The 19388-nt window shown below is 64.1% G+C and carries 20 protein-coding genes; 11 read left to right on the top strand and 9 right to left on the bottom strand.

Going from position 1 to position 19388, the window contains the following annotated elements; all coding sequences use genetic code 11:
• The first annotated feature begins 4 nt into the window (after nt 1-4).
• From ispG to K3152_RS12460, 3 genes are read left to right on the top strand one after another with little or no spacing between them, the layout of a single operon-like run.
• On the top strand, nt 5-1144 hold the full coding sequence (ispG, locus tag K3152_RS12470) for a flavodoxin-dependent (E)-4-hydroxy-3-methylbut-2-enyl-diphosphate synthase (RefSeq protein WP_221574467.1): 1140 nt from the start codon (nt 5-7) through the stop codon (nt 1142-1144).
• The gene (locus K3152_RS12465) at nt 1141-1905 is read left to right on the top strand and encodes a hypothetical protein (RefSeq protein WP_221574466.1); all 765 of its coding nucleotides are present in this window, start codon (nt 1141-1143) and stop codon (nt 1903-1905) included. The genes ispG and K3152_RS12465 overlap by 4 nt, the downstream gene beginning before the upstream one ends.
• A complete protein-coding gene (locus K3152_RS12460; RefSeq protein ID WP_221574465.1) occupies nt 1902-2402 on the top strand; it encodes a thioredoxin family protein in 501 nt (166 codons plus the stop codon). Before K3152_RS12465 ends, K3152_RS12460 begins: the two co-directional genes overlap by 4 nt.
• Here the strand turns inward: K3152_RS12460 and K3152_RS12455 are convergent.
• The gene (locus K3152_RS12455) at nt 2399-3136 is read right to left on the bottom strand and encodes a 2OG-Fe(II) oxygenase (RefSeq protein WP_221574464.1); all 738 of its coding nucleotides are present in this window, start codon (nt 3134-3136) and stop codon (nt 2399-2401) included. The genes K3152_RS12460 and K3152_RS12455 overlap by 4 nt on opposite strands.
• A gap of 66 nt (nt 3137-3202) precedes the next feature.
• Here K3152_RS12455 and K3152_RS12450 point away from each other — a divergent pair, with 66 nt between their 5' ends.
• Together K3152_RS12450 and K3152_RS12445 are read left to right on the top strand one after the other, a co-directional pair.
• A complete protein-coding gene (locus K3152_RS12450; RefSeq protein WP_221574463.1) occupies nt 3203-4204 on the top strand; it encodes a hypothetical protein in 1002 nt (333 codons plus the stop codon).
• A gap of 40 nt (nt 4205-4244) precedes the next feature.
• Nucleotides 4245-5135: a histone deacetylase family protein gene (locus K3152_RS12445; RefSeq protein WP_221574462.1), complete on the top strand. Its 891-nt coding sequence runs from the start codon at nt 4245-4247 to the stop codon at nt 5133-5135.
• Here K3152_RS12445 and K3152_RS12440 read toward each other — a convergent pair.
• Nucleotides 5113-6339 (bottom strand): hypothetical protein, encoded by a 1227-nt coding sequence (locus K3152_RS12440; protein WP_221574461.1) that lies wholly within the window; start codon nt 6337-6339, stop codon nt 5113-5115. The genes K3152_RS12445 and K3152_RS12440 overlap by 23 nt on opposite strands.
• Before the next feature lie 128 nt (nt 6340-6467).
• Here K3152_RS12440 and K3152_RS12435 point away from each other — a divergent pair, with 128 nt between their 5' ends.
• The gene (locus tag K3152_RS12435) at nt 6468-7916 is read left to right on the top strand and encodes an NAD(P)-binding protein (protein ID WP_221574460.1); all 1449 of its coding nucleotides are present in this window, start codon (nt 6468-6470) and stop codon (nt 7914-7916) included.
• 46 nt (nt 7917-7962) lie between these two features.
• Complete coding sequence (locus tag K3152_RS12430) at nt 7963-8670, top strand: murein L,D-transpeptidase catalytic domain-containing protein (protein WP_221574459.1); 708 nt, start codon at nt 7963-7965, stop codon at nt 8668-8670.
• A gap of 18 nt (nt 8671-8688) precedes the next feature.
• Here K3152_RS12430 and K3152_RS12425 read toward each other — a convergent pair whose 3' ends face one another.
• A complete protein-coding gene (locus tag K3152_RS12425) occupies nt 8689-10095 on the bottom strand; it encodes a L,D-transpeptidase family protein (RefSeq protein ID WP_221574458.1) in 1407 nt (468 codons plus the stop codon).
• A gap of 143 nt (nt 10096-10238) precedes the next feature.
• On the opposite strand from K3152_RS12425, the gene K3152_RS12420 reads away from it, so the two are divergent.
• Nucleotides 10239-11129 carry a DMT family transporter gene (locus K3152_RS12420; RefSeq protein ID WP_221574457.1) on the top strand — a complete coding sequence of 297 codons (891 nt, stop codon included), beginning with the start codon at nt 10239-10241 and terminating at the stop codon, nt 11127-11129.
• 12 nt (nt 11130-11141) lie between these two features.
• Here the strand turns inward: K3152_RS12420 and K3152_RS12415 are convergent, their stop codons facing one another.
• A complete protein-coding gene (locus K3152_RS12415; protein WP_221574456.1) occupies nt 11142-11306 on the bottom strand; it encodes a hypothetical protein in 165 nt (54 codons plus the stop codon).
• A gap of 231 nt (nt 11307-11537) precedes the next feature.
• Here K3152_RS12415 and acnA point away from each other — a divergent pair, with 231 nt between their 5' ends.
• Together acnA and K3152_RS12405 are read left to right on the top strand one after the other, a co-directional pair.
• Complete coding sequence (gene acnA, locus K3152_RS12410) at nt 11538-14213, top strand: aconitate hydratase AcnA (protein WP_221574455.1); 2676 nt, start codon at nt 11538-11540, stop codon at nt 14211-14213.
• Nucleotides 14213-14629, top strand: coding sequence for a rhodanese-like domain-containing protein (locus tag K3152_RS12405; protein WP_221574454.1), 417 nt, complete (start codon nt 14213-14215; stop codon nt 14627-14629). Before acnA ends, K3152_RS12405 begins: the two co-directional genes overlap by 1 nt.
• On the opposite strand, the gene ruvB is transcribed toward K3152_RS12405, so the two are convergent.
• From ruvB to ruvA, 4 genes are read right to left on the bottom strand one after another with little or no spacing between them, the layout of a single operon-like run.
• Nucleotides 14630-15664, bottom strand: a complete 1035-nt coding sequence (gene ruvB / locus K3152_RS12400) for a Holliday junction branch migration DNA helicase RuvB (RefSeq protein WP_221574453.1) — start codon at nt 15662-15664, stop codon at nt 14630-14632.
• Nucleotides 15661-16200 (bottom strand): DsrE family protein, encoded by a 540-nt coding sequence (locus K3152_RS12395; RefSeq protein ID WP_221574452.1) that lies wholly within the window; start codon nt 16198-16200, stop codon nt 15661-15663. The genes ruvB and K3152_RS12395 overlap by 4 nt, the downstream gene beginning before the upstream one ends.
• 17 nt (nt 16201-16217) lie before the next feature.
• Complete coding sequence (locus tag K3152_RS12390; RefSeq protein WP_221574451.1) at nt 16218-16775, bottom strand: DsrE family protein; 558 nt, start codon at nt 16773-16775, stop codon at nt 16218-16220.
• The gene (gene ruvA / locus K3152_RS12385; RefSeq protein WP_221574450.1) at nt 16772-17377 is read right to left on the bottom strand and encodes a Holliday junction branch migration protein RuvA; all 606 of its coding nucleotides are present in this window, start codon (nt 17375-17377) and stop codon (nt 16772-16774) included. Before ruvA ends, K3152_RS12390 begins: the two co-directional genes overlap by 4 nt.
• 157 nt (nt 17378-17534) lie before the next feature.
• On the opposite strand from ruvA, the gene aroC reads away from it, so the two are divergent.
• Nucleotides 17535-18608 carry a chorismate synthase gene (gene aroC / locus K3152_RS12380; RefSeq protein ID WP_221574449.1) on the top strand — a complete coding sequence of 358 codons (1074 nt, stop codon included), beginning with the start codon at nt 17535-17537 and terminating at the stop codon, nt 18606-18608.
• Between the two features lie 33 nt (nt 18609-18641).
• On the opposite strand, the gene K3152_RS12375 is transcribed toward aroC, so the two are convergent.
• Nucleotides 18642-19355 carry a methyltransferase domain-containing protein gene (locus K3152_RS12375; protein ID WP_221574448.1) on the bottom strand — a complete coding sequence of 238 codons (714 nt, stop codon included), beginning with the start codon at nt 19353-19355 and terminating at the stop codon, nt 18642-18644.
• Between the last annotated feature and the right edge of the window lie 33 nt (nt 19356-19388).

Genomic DNA, 19388 nt, shown 5'->3' with positions numbered 1-19388 from the left:
GCCCATGTCTTCCGTACGCCCCTGGCGCGATATCGAGCGCCGTCAGTCCCGCCAGATCATGGTCGGCAATGTCCCCGTCGGCGGGGATGCGCCGATTTCGGTGCAGACCATGACCAACACACCGACCGAGGATGTGGGCGCGACCATCGACCAGATCCGCCGCTGCGAGGATGTGGGCGCGGACATCATCCGCGTGTCCTGCCCGACCGAGGAATCGACGCGCGATTTCGACAAGATTACGCGCGCGTCTAACGTCCCCATCGTTGCTGACATCCACTTCCACTACAAGCGCGCGCTCGAAGCGGCGGACAAGGGCGCGGCCTGCCTGCGCATCAATCCGGGCAATATCGGTTCTTCCGAGCGCGTCGCCGAAGTGGTCCGTGCCGCCAAGGCCAATGGCTGCGCCATCCGCATCGGCGTGAACGCAGGGTCGCTCGAAAAGGACCTGCTCGAAAAATACGGCGAGCCCTGCCCCGAAGCGCTCATCGAGAGCGCGCTCGACCATATCAAGCTGCTGCAGGACCACGATTTCCACGAATACAAGGTCGCGGTGAAGGCCAGCGACGTGTTCCTTGCGGTCGCTGCCTATCACGGGCTGGCAGAGGCAGTGGACTGCCCCCTGCATCTCGGCATTACCGAAGCAGGCGGCCTTATCGGCGGCACGGTGAAGAGCTCCATCGGCATCGGCAGCCTGCTATGGGCGGGCATCGGCGACACCATCCGCGTTTCGCTGTCGGCAGAGCCCGAGCAGGAAGTGAAAGTCGGCTTCGAGATGCTGAAAGCGCTCGGCCTTAGGACCCGCGGCGTACGCGTCGTCTCCTGCCCCAGCTGCTCGCGCCAGGGCTTCGATGTCATCCGCACGGTAGAAACGCTCGAAAAGCGGCTCGAACACATCAAGACGCCGATGAGCCTCTCGGTGCTTGGCTGCGTGGTCAACGGCCCTGGCGAAGCGCGCGAGACCGACATCGGCCTCACCGGCGGCGGCAGCGGCAAGCACATGGTCTACCTCTCGGGCGTGAAGAACCACCACATCGAGAGCGACGAAATGCTCGACCACATCGTGAAACTGGTCGAGGAAAAGGCGGCGAAAATCGAGGCAGGTGAAGAGACCGCCTTCGACCCCCACGCGGAAGCAGCCGAATGAAGGACATGCTGGGGCGGCTCGCGAACGGGCTGCGGGTCACTTTCCTTGGCGGCCTTTCACTGTTCTGGCTGGCACCGCTCATCCCGCTGATCGTGATCGTGCCTGAGTTCGTGCAGCACATTGCCGAGATCGATCTGGGCATGTTCGGCAGCAAGGACGCCTTCAACGCGCTTGCCAACGACCCCATGCGATGGGCCTTCGGCTATTTCAAGGTTGCCGGAGTCATCCTCGCCACGCTTGCCGCAGCACGTTTCATAGGCGGAGCAGGCAAGCGCTGGTGGGACCTGCGCACCATTGCGTGGAAGCAGTTCCTCATAGCGTTGGCGCTTAATATCGGTTCCGGCCTTGTCGGATATGCGATCAAGGAAGCGATGGATGGCGATGTGCCATTGGTGCTCGACTACGGCTTCCAGATCGCGACCCTGCCGCTGCTCATCTATCTTGTCGGGCCGCTTTGGGGCGACACCAGCATGACCTTGCGCCGCGCTTATACGGTAGGCTGGATCGCGACCCTCTTCGCTGCTTTCCTCTCGATGCTGGCCTTTGCTCCTGCGCAAATGCTTCACGAATACAACCACACGCTCGCCATGGGACAGAGCGATGCCGTAGTCTGGGGCTTGATGGTCTGGGATTCGCTGCTTGTCGGCCTGATGTGCTGCTGGATGGGCGCCGGGCTCGCGGCCGGCTACTGGCTTGGCCGCCCGCCTGTTCTGGATAGCCAAGTGAACATGGCCGAGACACCCGAAGGACAGCCCGCATGAAGCATTTGGTAACGCCGCTCCTCGCACTTTCGCTGGCGGCATGCACGACCACGCCGCAGGTCGCCACGCCCTCGCATCCCGAGGCGAAATCCTACGCCGTCTCCGAAGATGCCGGCGCCGATGTCGATGCGGCGCTCGAGCGGGCGATGGCGAGCGGCAAGCATGTGCTGCTGGTGATGGGCGCCAACTGGTGCCACGACAGCCGCGCACTGGCGGGCTGGCTGGAAACGCCGCGTTTCAAGGAACTGGTCGAGGCCGAGTACGAACTCGTCTTCGTCAATGTCGGCTTGCCGCAAACGGGCGACGGGCACAATCTCGACATCGCGCATCGCTTCGGACTGGAGAAGCCGGAGGGCACGCCCAATGTCCTTGTCCTCACACCCTTCGGCACGCTGGTGAACGCCGATACGGCCACGACCTGGCGCAATGCCGCCAGCCGCAGCGAGGACGAGATTTACGACGGACTCGCCGCCTTGGCCGAGGCGGACCCGGCCTAACCCTCGCCGAAAGGCCCCGGCGGGTCGTCGGCGCGCATCCAGCCGGTTATCGAGAACCGCAAGCCCGGCGCCCACTGCGTCACGCTGCTCACCGAATGCGGCTGCGGCACGGTGAAGATATTGAGCGCATTGAAAGTGGGCTTGAAAGCCAGCTCGACATCGCCGCGCTCGTTCCAGAACTGCAACATCCCGCCCCAGTCGGTGTCCCACTCGGTGGTGAAGTTGAGCACATAGGCGGCGCGGCGCTTGTGCTCGCTCTGCGCATCGGTGTGGTACTTGAGGAAATGCGTCGGACGGAACAGCGTCGCCTGCGCATCGCACCACTTGATGTCGCCATGCCCGGTCAGCTTACGCGCGAAATCGAGGAAGCGGGCCGAATTGAGGAATTCATACACCGGGTCGAGCGACATCGGCGGCAGCTTGGGCGCGAAATAGCCCGCATACATCGGGTAGTAATTGTAGATGAACTGGTACTGCCGCCGCGCGTTCTCGAAGATTTTTTGCTGGATGGCGGCGCTGTCCTGCGGCGTCAGCTGGCGCAGGTGCAGCGGGTGCAGTTCGTTGACATGATTGCCGTCATTATAGGTCAGCCACCAGTCGAGTTCGGACAGCCGCTTGTGGATCTCCTTCGCGGTATCCTCGGTGAAGATATTCTCCACCCGCAGCCTGCTCGCCTCGGCATAGCGCGTCGCCAGCCGCTTCGCATCGAGCTTGGGATTGAGCCTGAACTTCATGCCGTCCTTCACCGTACCTCAGGCCCGCTTGTCGCGCCCGAACCATTCTGCCATTTGCGCTAGCCGATGCCCGAGGCAAACGACATTTTCGCCGATACCGACTGGCTGCCGCATGCCTACGACCCGGCGGCCGACCGCGTGCAGTTCCTACGCATCCCGCAAGGGGCTCGCAAGGAGCTGACATTCCTCGCCGAATACAAGCCGCAAAGTGCCGCGGATGCAGTGTGGATTGCAGGCGACGAGGTGCGCGCTGCGGCAGCCACTGGCCCTGCCCCCTCCTATATCTTCCACAGCGCCTTTTGCCGTTCGACGCTGCTGGTGAAAGCGCTTGACGCCTTGGATGGCGTGCGCGGGCTGAGCGAGCCGATGATATTCAACAGCCTGCAAGCCTCGCCGCCGACGCCGCAGGCACGCAGCCTCATCGCGCCGCTGATGCGCCTGCTGGGCCGCCGCGACGGGGACGAGGTGGTCATCGCCAAGCCCTCGAATTTCGCCAATGGCCTCATCCCGCTCCTGCTGCAGGACGATACATCCTCCAAGGCCATCTGCATTTACGGCACCTGCGAGGAATTCCTGCGCTCTGTCGCCAAGAAGGGGCTGGAGGGGCGCATCTGGGCGCGCAAGCAGCTGGCGCACAACCGGCGCATCGTGCCGCTCGACCTCGGCCTCGATGAAAACGCCTTTTACGAGCTGACCGATATGCAGGCCGCTGCGCTCATGTGGCTTTTCCACGTGCGGCAGTTCCACGGGCTGACGCAGACCTTCCCCGACCGCGTGCGCACGCTCCTCTCCAGCCGCTTTGTCGAGGACAAGGGAGCGACCTTTGCCGCCGCCGCCGGGTTCTACGGCTTCGAGGCGGGGACGGAGGAAATTGCCGAAGTGGCGCAGGGGCCGCTCTTCGCCAGACACGCCAAGCAGGGCGGCGATTACGAAGAGGTGGTGCGCGAACAGGAAGAGCAGGGTCGCAGCGCCGTGGTGGACGGGGAAATTGCCAAGGTCGGCGAGTGGGTTACACTCATCGCGCGCCAGTTGCAGATGCCCGTCCCGCTGCCTGCACCGCTGTTCTGAGGGCCGCGCCATCCTCCACGTCGTCCATCATGTCGATTACATGGCCCCCGCCCCGACCCGGGGGACCTTCCGCTTCGACAAATACATGGCGGTGATGGCGGCGCTGCGGACAAGCGATTACCCCGTCACCGAACATGCCCCGCCGCCCATGCCGCGCCGCTGGCTGGAAGCGGTGCATTGCCCCGACTATGTCGAGCAGGTCTTCACCGCCAGCGTCCCGCACGAGAAGGAGCGGCGGATCGGCTTTCCGGTCACGCCGCACATCGCGCAACGCGTCCAGCATACCAATGGCGGGACATGGTTCGCCGCGCAGCTTGCCCGCGGCCACGGCTATGCCGCCAATTCCGCCGCAGGCAGCCACCACGCGCTCTACGATACCGGGGCAGGCTATTGCGTGTTCAACGACCTCGCCGTGGCCGCGAACCGCCTGATTGCCGAGGGCGAAGCGCAGCGCATCCTGATCGTCGATCTCGACGTGCACCAGGGCGACGGGACAGCCAGCCTCACCGCAGGGCGCGAGGACATCTTCACGCTTTCGCTCCATGCCGAGAAGAACTTCCCGGTCCGCAAGGCCAATTCCAGCCTCGACGTGCCGCTGCCGGACGGGGTGGATGACGATGGATATCTGGAAGCGCTCGACCGCCAACTGCCGCGAGTGCTCGACGGGTTCGAGCCCGACCTCGTCCTTTACCAGGCCGGGGTCGACGGGCATGCGGACGACAGGCTGGGCCGCCTGTCACTCTCCGACGAGGGTCTGGACCGCCGCGATGAATTTGTCATCGCCGCAGTCCGCTCGCGAGGCCTCCCCGTCGCCAGTTCGCTGGGCGGCGGCTACGGCAAGGACCCGCGTGTCATCGGCGCCAGGCACGCGCGTTCGATGATTGCGTGCGCGCGTGCCAACGAGGGCTTCAGCGCTCTGCCAGCGGCGTAGCGGGCACGCCCGCCGACGTCGTCAGGATATAATCGAAACCGAGGACGACGAACCTCGTCATTCCGTCGAGTTCGGCCAGCCCCTTGTTGCGCAGCGCGCGCTTCACCGGTTCCGTCGGAATGAGGAAATGGCCTTTGTCTGCTTCGATCGGCGCGATGTCCACGCCGGCTTGCACGAGCAGGGCGCGCAGCTTGGTGCCGTCGGTATCCTTGATGGTGAAAAAACCGTCGGGGCTCGGCATGGTCGCGAGCTGCTTTCCGGCGAGCGGTAGATAGGCGATGTGTAGCGCCTCCATCCCGTTAGCTGCCGCCATGCCCTCGATAAGCGGGCCGAGGTCGAACGTGTTCATCGGAGTGGTCGCGCGCGAGCCATGGGTGGCCCCGAACTTCATCAGCACGCGCGGCGGCTTGCCTTCGCGCGCCTCGGCCGCGCGATAGGCATCGAGGAAATATTCGCGGATGATTTCGATACGGTCGAGATTGTTGTCGAGGCCGCGCCCGGTCACCCAATGCTTGTAGACCGTGGCACTGCGGCGAAGCTGAGCGAGACGGTCGAGCGCGCTCTCGTTACCCGCAAAGGCCCCCTCCAGAGCGTCCCATTCCGCATCGGTCATCGAGAACATCAGCACCGCCTGCTGGTTGCCGGTTGAGAAGGCTTCTTGCTCGCGCCTGGTCAGGTCGCCCAGCAGTGCGGGGTCCCCGCCTTCGCCCAGCAGCTCGAGATGGACCAGTGGCGAGCCGATGAATTCCTGGTCGACGCCCCAGAGTTTGCCTTCGCCAAGAAAGCCCATCGCCGCTTCGGCTTCCTCGCGATTGCCGAGGAAGGGCAGCGCCAGCGGTCGACCTTTGAGCGCCTTGGCCAGCGCATCGGGACCGCCGTCCGCAAGAACGTCACGTAGCCAGGCGGTGCTGTAAGGACCGACTTCGATGGCATAGTTGTCGAAGCCTAGGTCCGCGCCTTCGGCAGCGAGCGCGCCGAGGAATTGTGGCGCGCCCGCATAGCCATGGTCTTCGCCGACCATGACAAACTGCGATTGCGCCATCTCTTCGCGGATAATGTCGGCGCCGGGACCGGAAAGTCCGTCGGCATCGATACCGAGCGCTATCGGTGCGATGGTCGGTTCGGGGGCGGTCTCCTCCTGTGCGAGGGCAGGAGTGGCGGCAAGGCCCAGCGACAGGGCGACCAGCATGGTCAAGCGCATCATACAGTCCTTATGGGTATTAGATATATAACACACTATAACGGTAGCTGCGCTTGTCAAGCCGCCCCCCTTGCTGACCCTGGCGGCTTTCCCTGCTACAGCGCGCGCTCTGGCGGAGTCGGGAGGAGAGAATGGCCGATATGGAAACCGACTATCTCATCGTCGGCGCAGGCGCGGTCGGCCTCGCCTTTGCCGATACGCTGGTCGCGGAAGACCCCGACTGCACTGTCACCATCGTCGACCGCCATGCCAAGCCCGGCGGTCACTGGAACGACGCCTATGGCTTCGTCGCCCTCCACCAGCCGAGCGCGAACTACGGGGTGAATTCGCTCGCCTTTCCCAATGAGCACATCGATACGCACGGGCCCAACAAGGGGCTGTTCGCACTGGCGAGCGGGTCCGAAGTGCTCGCCTATTTCGAGACGGTGATGAGTGCGCGCCTGCTGCCGACGGGGCGGGTGACCTACCTTCCCTCGCACGATTTCGGCGGGATGGACGAGGACAGGCGCGCGACTGTCAGGCCGCTGTTCTCGGGCGAGGAAAAGACCATAAAGGTGCGTCGCAAGCTGGTCGATGCAACCTTCTACCAGACCTCGGTCCCCTCCACCCACAAGCGCCAGTTTGAAGTGGCCGACGGTGTCGACATCGCCCCGCCCGGCGGGCTGCTCGAGCTTTGGAAGCGCGCGGAGCAGCCGGAGCATTTCGTCATCCTCGGCGCGGGCAAGACCGCGATGGATACCGGGGTGTGGCTGATCGAGAATGGCGTCGCGCCGGAAAACATCAGCTGGGTCCGCCCACGCGAAAGCTGGCTGTGGAACCGCAAGTATACGCAGCCGGGCGCGGACAATCTCGAAACTTCGATGAGCATGCAAATCGCGATCCTGGAAGCCGCAGGGCAGGCGCAGGACGGAGCGGAATTGATGCGCATCCTTGGCGAGCAGGGATATTACCTGCGCATCGACGAAAGCGTCGAGCCGGAAATGTTCCACTTCGCCACCATCTCGCAAGGCGAGGTCGATATCCTGCGCAAGATCGAGAATGTCATCCGAATGGGACGGGTCACGGCGATCGCGCCCGGCAAGCTGGTCTTCGCGGCGGGCGAGGCCGAGGTCCCTCGAGCTAGCCTCTTCATCGACTGCACGGCCTCGGCGGTGCCGCTCGACGTGCGGCGGTCGAAGCGGCCCATTTTCGACGGCGACACCATCACGCTGCAGCCGCTGCATGTTCCGGTGGTAACCTTCAGCGCCGCGCTGGCAGCTTTCCTCGAAACGGCGTTCGAGACCGACGAGGAGAAGAACCGCTTCGCCATGCCCGGACCGTTGACCGATTCGCCAGCGACTTTTCCCTATGCGCAACTGGTCACGATGATGAACCGCGGGGCATGGGCGCAAAGCCCCGAAATCGGCAAATACCTCTCGCAATCGCGGCTCGATTTCGGCGGACCGACGCTCGCCAGGCTCATCGCGGAAGGCAGCCCGAAACTCGCGGTGCTGGGCAAGTTCCAGCAGGCGATCGCCCGACACATGCCAGATCTGATCCGGCTCGGGATGCAGGCGAAGGCGCTTCACGAGCAATCCTGAAAAGCGTTCACGGGAACGATAGATTTGTGGTATATGTTCCTTAGGTATGAAGCGACGCGATATCCTCAGGACCGGCCTCACCGCAGGCGCAGCGCTCACGCTCCCGGCGCGCGTGTTCGCGCAGGCTTCCGCCACGTCGGCGCGCGACAAGGCGCTGTTCGACATCGCCCGGCGCGAACTGGCGCGGGCAGGCGATATCATCTGGAAGAAGGATATCGTCGGGATTGCCGATTTCGGCCTGCATTCCTCGCAGGAACGCTTCCATTTCGTCGACCTCGTGAACGAGCGGGTCGAAAGTTTCTTCGTCAGCCACGGCACGGGCTCCGACAGCGAGCATGACGGGTGGCTGAAACGCTTTTCCAACATCGAGGGCAGCGAGGCGACCAGCCGCGGTGCCTATATGACGCGCAGCTGGTATCGCGGGAAATACGGCACCTCGATCCGGCTCGACGGGCTCGACCCGACCAATGACCAGGCCTTGTCGCGGGCGATCGTGATGCATCCGGCCGAATATGCGCGCCCCGAACATATCACGAAATGGGGCCGCCTCGGCCGTTCCAACGGCTGCTTTGCCCTTGGCCCCGACCAGTTCGCCAAGGTGCTTCTCGAACTAAGCGGCGGCCGACTGCTCTATGCCGACAGCCTCGGCCTGAAGCCCGATGGCAGCCGGCGGATGCCGCCGGTGGCGCAAGTCGACCTGTTGCGCAGGCCCGGTGGCGGCACTTTCGAACGGACGAACCCCGGCGTCTACTGAGCCGGGGCTATCGCTGCCTCAAGTCGTAATCTGCATATCGTCGATGATTTCGACGGCTTCCTCGCTCGTTTCACGCGCGCGGTCGGAAACGCGCGGTGCGTCGAGCGCTTCGAGCACCGGCGCATCGCGGTCGTAGATGTCCTTGAAGGTCTTCATCTGGCCTTCGACATCGGTCGCCATGGTGAAATAGGTGATATAGACCGGCCACTGCTTTTCCATCGCATAGCGCGTGTACTCGCCGCTCATGGTGATTTCGGACACCTCCTCCCGAATGGCGGGGATGTCGGCCTTGGTCTTGGCATTGCCCAGCATCGACATGGTCATGGCGAGTTCGCGCGCGCCCTGCACGCGAATGCAGCCGTGGCTCAGCGCACGGTTGTCCTGGTTGAACAGGTGACGGCTGGGCGTGTCGTGGAGGAAGATCGCGTGCTCGTTGGGCATGTCGAGCTTCATCAGGCCGAGCGAATTCTGCGGCCCCGGCTGCTGGACCACGGTGATCCAGCCGTTCGCGCCCTTCGTCGCCGTATAGCCGGCATTGCGCGCCCAGGTCGGGTTGTTCAGCACCTTGTTGCCCAGCCCCTCGCCCACGACGATCGACTGCGGTACGGTCCAGGTCGGGTTGTAGATCACCGCCTCGACCATTTCGGCAAGCTGCGGCGTCGCGGTGCGGCCGGGCTTGCCGACCACCACGCGGTAGGTGTCGATGATCTTCCCGCGCACCGTCAGGCGCAGCATGTATTCGGGCACATTGGTGACGAGGTACTGGCGCCCCAGATCCTGCGGCAGCCAGCGCCAGCGGTCCATGTTCGCGCGGATAAGCTTGATGCGGCTTTCGTCGGTCGCGGTGGCAAGCTCGGCCTTGAGCGCGGCATAGTCGGGATGCTTGGGATGGAGCGAGGTCAGCGTTTCGGCAATTTCGCCGCTGGCCAGTGCATCTTCGAGCAGCTTCCAGGTCGGCAGGCGGTCGGCATCAGGGTCGACGACGAACCACTGGCGGCGCGATTCCATCGGCGTGCGACCATCGCGCAAATCCTCGACCAGCCAGACGAAGATTTCGCTGGCGAGCTTGTTCAGTTCCTCGCTCTCCCCCGCAGCGATGGCGGCGGTGAGCGCGTCGGGTTGGTAATCGGACGGGTTCAGGCCCTCGGCCTTCATGCCGGGGATGAAATCGAGCAGCGCCTGCGCCTGCGACACGGTCCACTCGCCCTCGAGCGAGGGGATTTCCTGCACCACCTCGCCGCTCGCCATCTGGATGTCGCCGAAGGCCTCGTCGACGGTCTGCGGCGTGGCGGGAGCCTGCGTTTGCTCCTGCTCGGCCTTCGGCTGTGGCAGGATGCTCTCGGGCGCGGCGTCCTGTGCGCCTGCCGAGGTTGCAAGGAGGACGGCTGCAATCGCGCTGCCGGTCATGGTCTGGAACTTGGTCATTGGGCCCACCGAATAATGCCGTGCGCGGCGTCAATCGCGCGCTACCGGCTACATAATGCGTTATCTGGAGCGCACAATCGGCGAAAGCGGCTTGACCCTCGCTGAACCGAGTTGCGCCTGCGGCAGGGCGCTCTATGCCAGCGATGATGAGCGCGCCCGACCATTCGCTGAAACCCGTCCTCGCCACCATGGCGGGCATCGCGCTGTTTTCAGCGATGGATGCGGTAATGAAGAGCGCCAGCATCGCGGTGGGGGCCTACAGCGCCTACTTGCTGCGCTGCGCCATCGGTTTCGCCATCATCGCACCCTTCTGGTACTGGCGCGGCGGACGGATGCCAAAGGGCGAGGTGCTCAAGGTCCATTTGGTCCGCGGAGTGGTGGTCGCCTTCATGGGCTGGACCTTCTTCGCTTCGCTCGTGCGCCTGCCTCTGGCCGAAGCGATTGCCATCAGCTTCGTCGCCCCGCTGATTGCGCTTTATCTTGCGGCGATATTGTTGGGCGAGACCATCGAGCGCCGCGCGGTTTTCGCGGCCTTGCTGGGGCTGGCAGGCGTGGTGGTGATTGTCGGCGGACGTATCGGGCGCGAGAAGCTGACCGAGGACACCATGCTCGGCCTGATGCTCATCGGCATATCGGCGCTGCTCTATGCCTGGAACCTCGTGCTGCAACGCCAGCAGGCTCTGGTCGCAGGCCCTGCCGAGGTAAGCACTTTCCAGAATGGTGTGGTGACACTGACCCTGCTCGCCGGCGCGCCCTTCCTGCTCGAATTGCCGGAAGGCCGCGCATGGCTCGAAGTCACCGCAGGCGCGCTGCTTGCGGTGGGCGCGGCGCTGTTTCTAGCATGGGCCTACGCCCGCGCAGAGGCGCAGAGGCTGGTGCCGATAGAATATACCGGCTTCCTCTGGGCTTCGCTCTTCGGCTGGCTCTATTTCGGGGAGGGGGTGAGCGGCGCGACCATCATCGGCGCGGCGCTCATTATCATCGGGTGCTGGATAGCCACCCGCAGGCGACGACCCGAGCAAAGCGCTCTCTAGCGCTTCGTTATCTTATTCGGCGGTTGCGACCGTTGGTGCTGCCTCATTGGCCTGCGCTTCGCTGCCTGCGAAGGTGGCCGCGGCGGTAAACATGCCTGCCACGCCAAGGGCGGCGGCAATCACGGCGAGACGAAGGGTTCGGTGCGACTTGTCGGTCGCCTCGAGCAGGGCACTCATAATTTTAACTCCTCATGTGGGCCGCGCGCTTGCCGCGGGTTTGGCCGTGCGGCGCGATTGCCCAGATTTTGCCTTAATAACCGATGAAGCGCGCCTCGGGTTCCCGTCGAGCCGTGCCCTGAGCGCGGCCACCCTTGATTTTTTGCCCGTCACAGCGCACAGGCGCGGCACATTTTGCCGCCCTGCCCATTGGTCGGGTGACGGCTCCATACAGAAAGGAAGAAGCCCCGCATGACCCAGGTCGGCCAGGACACGCTCGGAACACGCTCCACCCTCACCGTCAACGGCAAGGATTACGCCTATTATTCCTTCGCCAAGGCAGCCGAGAAAATCGGCGACGTGTCGAAGCTCCCGTTCAGCCTCAAGGTCCTGCTGGAAAACATGCTGCGCTTCGAAGACGGCGGCTTCACCGTTTCGACCGACGATGTGCAGGCGATTGCCGACTGGCAGAAGAACCCGGCCACCGGCAAGGAAATCCAGTACCGCCCGGCACGCGTGCTGCTGCAGGACTTCACCGGCGTGCCCTGCGTGGTCGACCTTGCCGCCATGCGCGACGCGATTGCCAAGCTCGGCGGCGATACCGCCAAGATCAACCCGCAGGTTCCCGTGAACCTCGTCATCGACCACTCGGTCATGGTCGACGAGTTTGGCCACCCCAAGGCATTCGAGAAGAACGTCGAACTCGAATACGCGCGCAATGCCGAGCGTTACGACTTCCTCAAATGGGGTTCGAAGAGCTTCAAGAACTTCACCGCCGTGCCCCCGGGCACCGGCATCTGCCACCAGGTGAACCTCGAATACCTCGGCAAGGGCGTGTGGAACAGCGAAGGCCCCGACGGCCATCTGGTCGCCTATCCGGACACCTGCGTCGGCACCGACAGCCACACCACCATGATCAACGGCCTCGGCGTGCTTGGCTGGGGTGTCGGCGGTATCGAGGCAGAAGCCGCCATGCTCGGCCAGCCGATTTCGATGCTCATCCCCGAAGTCGTCGGCTTCAAGCTGACCGGCGCGATGGCCGAAGGCGTGACCGCAACCGACCTCGTGCTGACCTGCGTACAGATGCTGCGCGAAGTCGGCGTGGTTGGCCGCTTCGTCGAATTCTACGGCGAAGGCGTTGCCAACCTCACCCTCGCCGACCGCGCGACGATCGCCAACATGGCACCCGAATACGGCGCGACCTGCGGCTTCTTCGGCATCGACGACAAGACGCTCGAATACATGCGCCTTACCGGCCGCGACGAGGAAACCATCGCGCTGGTCGAAGCCTATTCGAAAGAACAGGGCATGTGGTTCACGCCCGAGAACGAGCCGGTCTTCACCAAGACGCTCGAACTCGACATCTCCAAGGTCGTCCCCAGCCTCGCCGGTCCCAAGCGTCCGCAGGACCGCGTCGCGCTGCCGCAGGTTGACGAGCTGTTCAACACCGACCTCAAGACGCTCTACAAGAAGGACGCGCCAGTTCGCGTCGATGTGGAAGGCAAGGACCATGATGTCGGCGACGGCGACGTGGTCATCGCGGCCATCACCAGTTGCACCAACACCTCCAACCCCGACGTGCTGATTGCCGCCGGTCTCGTCGCCAAGAAGGCGCGCGAGAAGGGCCTGGCGCCCAAGCCGTGGGTCAAGACCAGCCTCGCACCGGGTTCGCAGGTCGTCACCGACTATCTCGAAAAGAGCGGGTTGCAGGACGATCTCGACGCCATGGGCTTCGACCTTGTCGGCTATGGCTGTACCACCTGCATCGGCAACTCGGGCCCGCTCGCCCCGCCGATCAGCAAGGCCATCAACGGCAACGACATCGTCGCCGCATCGGTCCTGTCGGGTAACCGCAACTTCGAAGGCCGCGTGTCGCCCGACGTACGCGCCAACTTTCTCGCCTCGCCGCCGCTCGTGGTCGCCTACTCGATTCTCGGCACGGTGACGCAGGACATCACCGAAACCCCGCTCGGCCAGGACCAGGACGGCAACGACGTGATGCTGGCCGATGTGTGGCCGACGAACGAGGAAATCCGCGATCACCGGACCAAGAACATCGACCGCCAGATGTTCGAGACCCGCTATGCCGACGTCTACAAGGGCGACGAGCACTGGCAGGCGATCAAGGTCGAAGCTTCCGACACCTACAGCTGGAACCCGACCAGCACTTACGTCGCCAGCCCGCCCTATTTCGAAGGCATGGGCATGGAGCCGGCTCCGCTGACCGACATTAACGGTGCGAAACCGCTCGCCATCCTCGGCGATTCGACCACTACCGACCACATCTCGCCCGCCGGCTCGATCAAGGAAGATTCGCCTGCTGGTGAATACCTCAAGAGCCACCAGGTCGCGAAGCAGGACTTCAACTCCTACGGCTCGCGCCGCGGCAACCACGAAGTCATGATGCGCGGCACCTTCGCCAATATCCGCATCAAGAACGAGATGGTCCCGGGCGTCGAAGGCGGCGAGACCGTCTACAATGGCGAGCAGATGCCGATCTACGACGCGGCGATGAAGCACAAGGCCGACGGCACGCCGCTGGTCGTCATCGCAGGCAAGGAATACGGCACGGGTTCGAGCCGCGACTGGGCGGCGAAGGGCACGATCCTTCTGGGTGTGCGCGCCGTGATCGTCGAAAGCTTCGAGCGTATCCACCGCTCCAACCTCGTCGGCATGGGCGTACTGCCGGTCCAGTTCAAGGATGGCGACACGCGCCAGAGCCTGGGCCTGACGGCAAGCGACAGCTTCACCATCAAGGGCCTTGCCGACCTTACGCCGGGCCAGGACATCGAAGTCGAAGTCACCCGCGAAAACGGCGAGACCTTCAGCTTCACCGCGCTCTGCCGCATCGATACGGCGAACGAGATGGAATATTACCGCAACGGCGGCATCCTCCATTACGTCTTGCGTAAACTGGCCGCAGCCTGATGCTGCGCGGGGCGCTCCTCCTGCTGGCGGCGGCGAGTGTTGCCTCCTGCGGGAATGCGTCCCCCGTTGCCGAAACCAAGACCCCCGGCCCACGCGAGGTCGGGGTCCTCACCATCGAGCCGCAGGCACTCGCCACGCGGCTCGAGGCTGGCGAGGCTATCCAGCTCATCGACGTGCGCTCTGCGGAAGAGTTTGCCGAGGGCCACATCGCTGGCGCCATCAACCTCCCGGTCGACGTTTTCGACCCCGCCAAGCTCCCCGATGCAGGCGGTGCGGATCTCTTCCTCTATTGCCGTTCGGACCGCCGTTCCGGCATCGCGGCCGAGAGATTGGCCGAGGCGAAGAACGCCACTGCCGTCCATATGGAGGGCGGCATCCTGGCGTGGGAAGAGGCGGGCCTCCCCGTTAAGCAGTAACTATTTATCGAACATGTCGCCCTGCGGCCTTTCGGGTGCACCCGGCGGTGTCATGCCGAGGTGGTTCCAGCCGCCATCGTTGAGCATCCGCCCACGCGCGGTGCGGGCGATGAGGCCGAGCTGGATGAGGTAGGGCTCGATGACCTCCTCCACCGTATCGCGCGGCTCAGAGAGGCCAGCGGCCAGCGTTTCCACGCCCACAGGCCCGCCCTTGTAGGTGGTCGCAATCATGGTGAGGTAGCGCCGGTCCATCGCATCGAGGCCAAGGCTGTCGACCTCGAGCCGAGTCAGCGCCTCGTCCGCCACCTTGGTCGTCACCACATCCTCACCCAGCACGCTGGCGAAATCGCGCACGCGGCGCATCAGGCGGCCTGCGACGCGCGGCGTACCGCGCGAACGGCGGGCAATCTCGCGCGCCCCGCCCTCGTCGATCCCCATGCCGAGCAGCCCGGCCCCGCGGGTGACGACCTTCAAGAGCTCGTCCTCGGTATAGAAGTTGAGGCGCACCGGAATGCCGAAACGGTCGCGCAAGGGCGTGGTCAGCAGCCCCTGCCGCGTGGTCGCGCCGACCAGCGTGAAGGGCGGCAAATCGATCCGCACGCTGCGCGCCGAGGGCCCCTCGCCGATAATGATGTCGAGCGCGCGGTCCTCCATCGCCGGATAAAGCACTTCCTCGACCACCGGATTGAGGCGGTGGATCTCGTCGATGAAGAGCACGTCATTGGGCTCGAGATTGGTGAGCAGCGCGGCAAGGTCGCCCGCCTTGGCGATCACCGGCCCTGACGTAGCGCGAAAACCGACGCCCAATTCCTTCGAGACAATCTGCGCCAGCGTGGTCTTGCCGAGGCCGGGAGGGCCGAAGAACAACACATGGTCCATCGCCTCGCCGCGATTCTTCGCCGCCTCGATAAACACGCGCAAATTCTCGCGCGCCGCCTTCTGCCCGACGAACTCGGCGAGCGATTTAGGACGCAGCGCCGCATCCGGGTCTTCCGGCTGCCGGTCAGGCGAATGGAGGGGGACGGGGTCAGTCACGGTATGTTGGTGAAGCCTTCGTTGTGCAGAACGGAATTGGCAACGGTTTGCGACAAGGTCATCGTCACTCCCGGTAGCAAATCTTCATTGCGGATGCCGTGAGAGGCGGCAGCTTGGCCGCATATGAAGAACCGGACACCCTTTTCGAGCATCTTGGCGACAACCTCACGATTGGGATTAGCTCGGTCCGGATACTTGCGCGAATATGCCGTATCGTTGGTCACATCCCAGCTCGCTGACCCGTGCACCACAATTGCAACGTGAATATACTCGGCAGGAACACCATTATCAGCCAGCAGATTGATATAACGAGCGGCACTATCGAAACGCCAATTTATCGCGCCGTCCTTGGCCCCTTCGGAGGTATCGAAAACTGCCTTGAAAACCTGTCCTTCGACAGGTTGCATGTTTTCGACAGGCGCCCAGCGGCCGAATACCGAGAACACCGGACCACTCTCACTCAGGAAGTCCTGCGCCTGCACGGGGGCGGCGAATGCGCAGGCGGCAAGGAGGCAACCGACTATCCGCTTAAACATGCTAAAACTCCATCCTGTCAAAACGGGTTCACCGTGTAGCCGCGCTGCTGGAGCTTGGCGTGGGCGGTCATGGCGGAGAGGTCCATCTCGACGCCTTCGATCAGTTGGTCCGCGCTGACGCCCTGCGCGGTGGCGCTCTGGCCGCAGACGATGAAGCGCACGCCGTGGTCGAGCATGGCGCGCACCATCGCAGCGTTGCCGTTCTCGCCCTCGCGCTCATGCGCCGCCCAGCCCTCTGCCGAAAGCACGTCGAGCACGGCAGGCCCGTGTACCACCACGGCCACGCGAATATTCTCTTCCGCCACACCATTGGCGACATGCATGTTGATGAACCGCGCCGCGCTCTCGAAGCCGCGATTGCGCGCGCCTTCCTCGGCCGCTTTGGCGACATCGAAGCTGTGCGAAAACTCGGTGTCGGCAGCGAAGGGCTCCAACCCATCTATTGCAGCATGCGGGCCGAAATCGTGAAACACCGGGCCGGTCTTGAAGGCGCTCATATCCTGCGCGCTGACCGAGCTGGCCAGCAAGGCCGCCGCCGCGCTCATCAAAGTCATTTTCAATGCGATGGCCTTCATCCCGCTGCCCTCTTCAAAGCCACGCGGATGAGGTCGCCCTCGCTCGCGCCTTCGCCCAGCTCGCCCTGCGCCGCTGCCACCGCGCGTGCCGCCACGGCGGGCTTGAAGCCGAGGTTCTCCAGCGCGCTCACGGCATCGGCGCTCGCCCCGCCCGCAGGCGTCGCCGGGGCCGCGCCGCCAGCCATTCCGCCGCCCGGAAGCGCGCCCGCCTTGTCCTTCAACTCGTTGACGATGCGTCCGGCAAGTTTCGGCCCCACGCCCTGCGCGCGGGCGATCGTCGCCGCATCACCGTTCGAGCAGGCCTGCTGCACCTCGCCGGTCGACAATGCCGAGAGGATCGCGAGCCCGACCTTACTACCCACGCCCTGCACCTGCGTAAGCAGGCGGAACCAGTCACGCTCGGCAGCCTCGGCGAAACCGAGGAGGCGCATGTCGTTCTCGGACACCTGCAAGTCGGTATAGACCGTGCAAGCCTCTCCCTTCTCGCCCAGCGCGGCGAGCGTCTTGGTCGAGCAGTGGACGAGGTAGCCGACGCCCGAAACATCGATCACCGCCCAGTCGCTACCGGTTTCGTCGAGCAGGCCCTTCAGCTTCGCAATCATGGTTTGTTCTTTACGCTACCCTTGCAGATTTGCCAGTCCGCCTCGTCGCTTCTCCCCGTTCGTATCGAGCGCAGTCGAGAGACCGGCTTGGGTGGGCGCGAGAAAACGTGTCTCGACTACGCTCGACACGTACGGCGGTTGGGTTAGAAGGGCGGGCATGAGCTGGAACACATTCGGACGCGTGCTTCGCTTCACCACCTGGGGAGAAAGCCATGGCCCTGCCATCGGCGCGGTTCTCGACGGGTGTCCGCCGGGTATCGAACTTGCCGAGGCCGACATCCAGCCCTTCCTCGACGCGCGCAAGCCGGGGCAGAACAAGTTCACCACCCAGCGCAAGGAGCCGGACGAGGTCCGCATCCTGTCGGGCGTGTTCGAGGGCAAGACCACCGGCACCTCGCTCTCGCTGCTGATCGAGAACAAGGACCAGCGCTCGAAAGACTATTCGGAAATCGCCAAGACCTATCGTCCCGGCCATGCCGACTATGCCTATGACGCGAAATACGGCTTTCGCGACTATCGCGGCGGCGGCAGGTCGAGCGCGCGCGAGACGGCGATGCGAGTGGCGGCGGGCGCAGTGGCGCGCAAGATCATCGGCGGGGTCAGCATCCTCGCCTATGTCAGCGAAATCGGCGGCGACCGGATCGACCCTGCCAATTTCGACCGCGAAGAAATCGCCCGAAACCCTTTCTGGTGCCCCGACGCCGAGGCGGCGAAACGCTGGGAGGCGCTGGTCGACGACGCGCGCAAGGCCGGTTCATCGCTCGGCGCGGTGGTCGAATGCGTGGCGACGGGCGTGCCTGCCGGATGGGGCGCACCGGTCTATGCCAAGCTCGACAGCGACCTCGCGGCAGGGATGATGAGCATCAACGCGGTCAAGGGCGTGGAAATCGGCGACGGCTTCGACGCCGCACGCCTGACCGGCGAGCAGAATGCCGATGCCATCTCACCGGGCGAGGATGGCCCCGAGTTCGCCGCCAATCACGCTGGCGGTATCGCGGGAGGCATCTCGACCGGCCAGCCGGTGGTGTGCCGCGTGGCGTTCAAGCCGACCAGCTCGATCCTTACCCCCGTCGCCAGCGTGGACCGCGAAGGAAACGCCGCGCAAGTCCGCACCAAGGGCCGCCACGACCCCTGCGTCGGCATCCGCGGCACGCCCGTGGTCGAAGCGATGATGGCGCTGGTGCTGGCAGACCACATGATGCTGCACCGGGCTCAAGTCTCTGAAAGGTAGCACGAGCGTTAAACCGCTCTGTGCGGGTTATAATCAGCCCCGCTGGGGCTCTGCCACATACATGACCGCGCCGAGCCCCAGGCCGTATTCGATACATTCCTCGGGCGTTGGCGAATAGGCCTCGACCGCAAAGCCGGCATCCTTCACCCGCTCGACAAAATCGCGGCCATAGCGGCGGATATGGTCGAACTGGCCGAAGTACTTGATGCGCTCCGCCACGGTGGGCGCGGGGCGTTCGAAGCTTTTTTCCCAGTGGTGAACCATGGGGACCATCAGCAAGGCGAAGCCGTCATCGGTGAGGATGCGTTCGAGTTCGCGCAGCGCCTTGGCGTCGTCGACATGCTCGAGCACGTGCGAGCACACGATCACGCCGACAGATTTATCGGCCATGTCGATCTGTTCGATGTTGATAACGAGCTCGGCAACGCCGGGTTCGAGATCGGCTGTGACATAGCTTTCGACATGGGGACGAAGCAGCGTCTCGATCGCCTTTTCGGGCGCAAAATGAAGCAGGCGCTTGCCCGCGAAACGCGCCTTGTTGCCATCGCGTTCGAGCCACAGCGCCAGCTGGCGGTGCCTCTCGAGCGATTTGCATTTGGGGCATTGTGCTTCCGGCCTTACCGGAAAGCCGAAGGGGCCGAACAAGCCCTCGTACTGGCAGATGGGGCAGGAGCGCTTTTCCGGCCTGGTCGCGTTGCGCAAAGTGTGCACCGCCTGCTTTGCGCGCCAGATCAACCTTCCAAGCATTTTCGACCCCTTTTGCCCATATGCTGCGATACC

It is taken from the genome of Qipengyuania polymorpha (assembly GCF_019711435.1).
Lineage (GTDB): Bacteria > Pseudomonadota > Alphaproteobacteria > Sphingomonadales > Sphingomonadaceae > Qipengyuania > Qipengyuania polymorpha.
This window is presented reverse-complemented; position numbering and strand designations above follow the sequence as displayed.

Coding starts and splice junctions, on each gene's coding strand:
- K3152_RS12465 (WP_221574466.1), top strand. CDS start 1,141: ATGAAGGACATGCTGGGGCGGCTCGCGAACGGGCTGCGGGTCACTTTC.
- K3152_RS12445 (WP_221574462.1), top strand. CDS start 4,245: ATGGCCCCCGCCCCGACCCGGGGGACCTTCCGCTTCGACAAATACATG.
- aroC (WP_221574449.1), top strand. CDS start 17,535: ATGAGCTGGAACACATTCGGACGCGTGCTTCGCTTCACCACCTGGGGA.
- K3152_RS12455 (WP_221574464.1), bottom strand. CDS start 3,136: ATGAAGTTCAGGCTCAATCCCAAGCTCGATGCGAAGCGGCTGGCGACG.
- K3152_RS12425 (WP_221574458.1), bottom strand. CDS start 10,095: ATGACCAAGTTCCAGACCATGACCGGCAGCGCGATTGCAGCCGTCCTC.
- K3152_RS12435 (WP_221574460.1), top strand. CDS start 6,468: ATGGCCGATATGGAAACCGACTATCTCATCGTCGGCGCAGGCGCGGTC.
- K3152_RS12430 (WP_221574459.1), top strand. CDS start 7,963: ATGAAGCGACGCGATATCCTCAGGACCGGCCTCACCGCAGGCGCAGCG.
- ruvA (WP_221574450.1), bottom strand. CDS start 17,377: ATGATTGCGAAGCTGAAGGGCCTGCTCGACGAAACCGGTAGCGACTGG.
- K3152_RS12375 (WP_221574448.1), bottom strand. CDS start 19,355: ATGCTTGGAAGGTTGATCTGGCGCGCAAAGCAGGCGGTGCACACTTTG.
- K3152_RS12415 (WP_221574456.1), bottom strand. CDS start 11,306: ATGAGTGCCCTGCTCGAGGCGACCGACAAGTCGCACCGAACCCTTCGT.
- K3152_RS12405 (WP_221574454.1), top strand. CDS start 14,213: ATGCTGCGCGGGGCGCTCCTCCTGCTGGCGGCGGCGAGTGTTGCCTCC.
- ispG (WP_221574467.1), top strand. CDS start 5: ATGTCTTCCGTACGCCCCTGGCGCGATATCGAGCGCCGTCAGTCCCGC.
- K3152_RS12420 (WP_221574457.1), top strand. CDS start 10,239: ATGATGAGCGCGCCCGACCATTCGCTGAAACCCGTCCTCGCCACCATG.
- K3152_RS12440 (WP_221574461.1), bottom strand. CDS start 6,339: ATGATGCGCTTGACCATGCTGGTCGCCCTGTCGCTGGGCCTTGCCGCC.
- K3152_RS12460 (WP_221574465.1), top strand. CDS start 1,902: ATGAAGCATTTGGTAACGCCGCTCCTCGCACTTTCGCTGGCGGCATGC.
- acnA (WP_221574455.1), top strand. CDS start 11,538: ATGACCCAGGTCGGCCAGGACACGCTCGGAACACGCTCCACCCTCACC.
- K3152_RS12450 (WP_221574463.1), top strand. CDS start 3,203: ATGCCCGAGGCAAACGACATTTTCGCCGATACCGACTGGCTGCCGCAT.
- K3152_RS12390 (WP_221574451.1), bottom strand. CDS start 16,775: ATGAAGGCCATCGCATTGAAAATGACTTTGATGAGCGCGGCGGCGGCC.
- K3152_RS12395 (WP_221574452.1), bottom strand. CDS start 16,200: ATGTTTAAGCGGATAGTCGGTTGCCTCCTTGCCGCCTGCGCATTCGCC.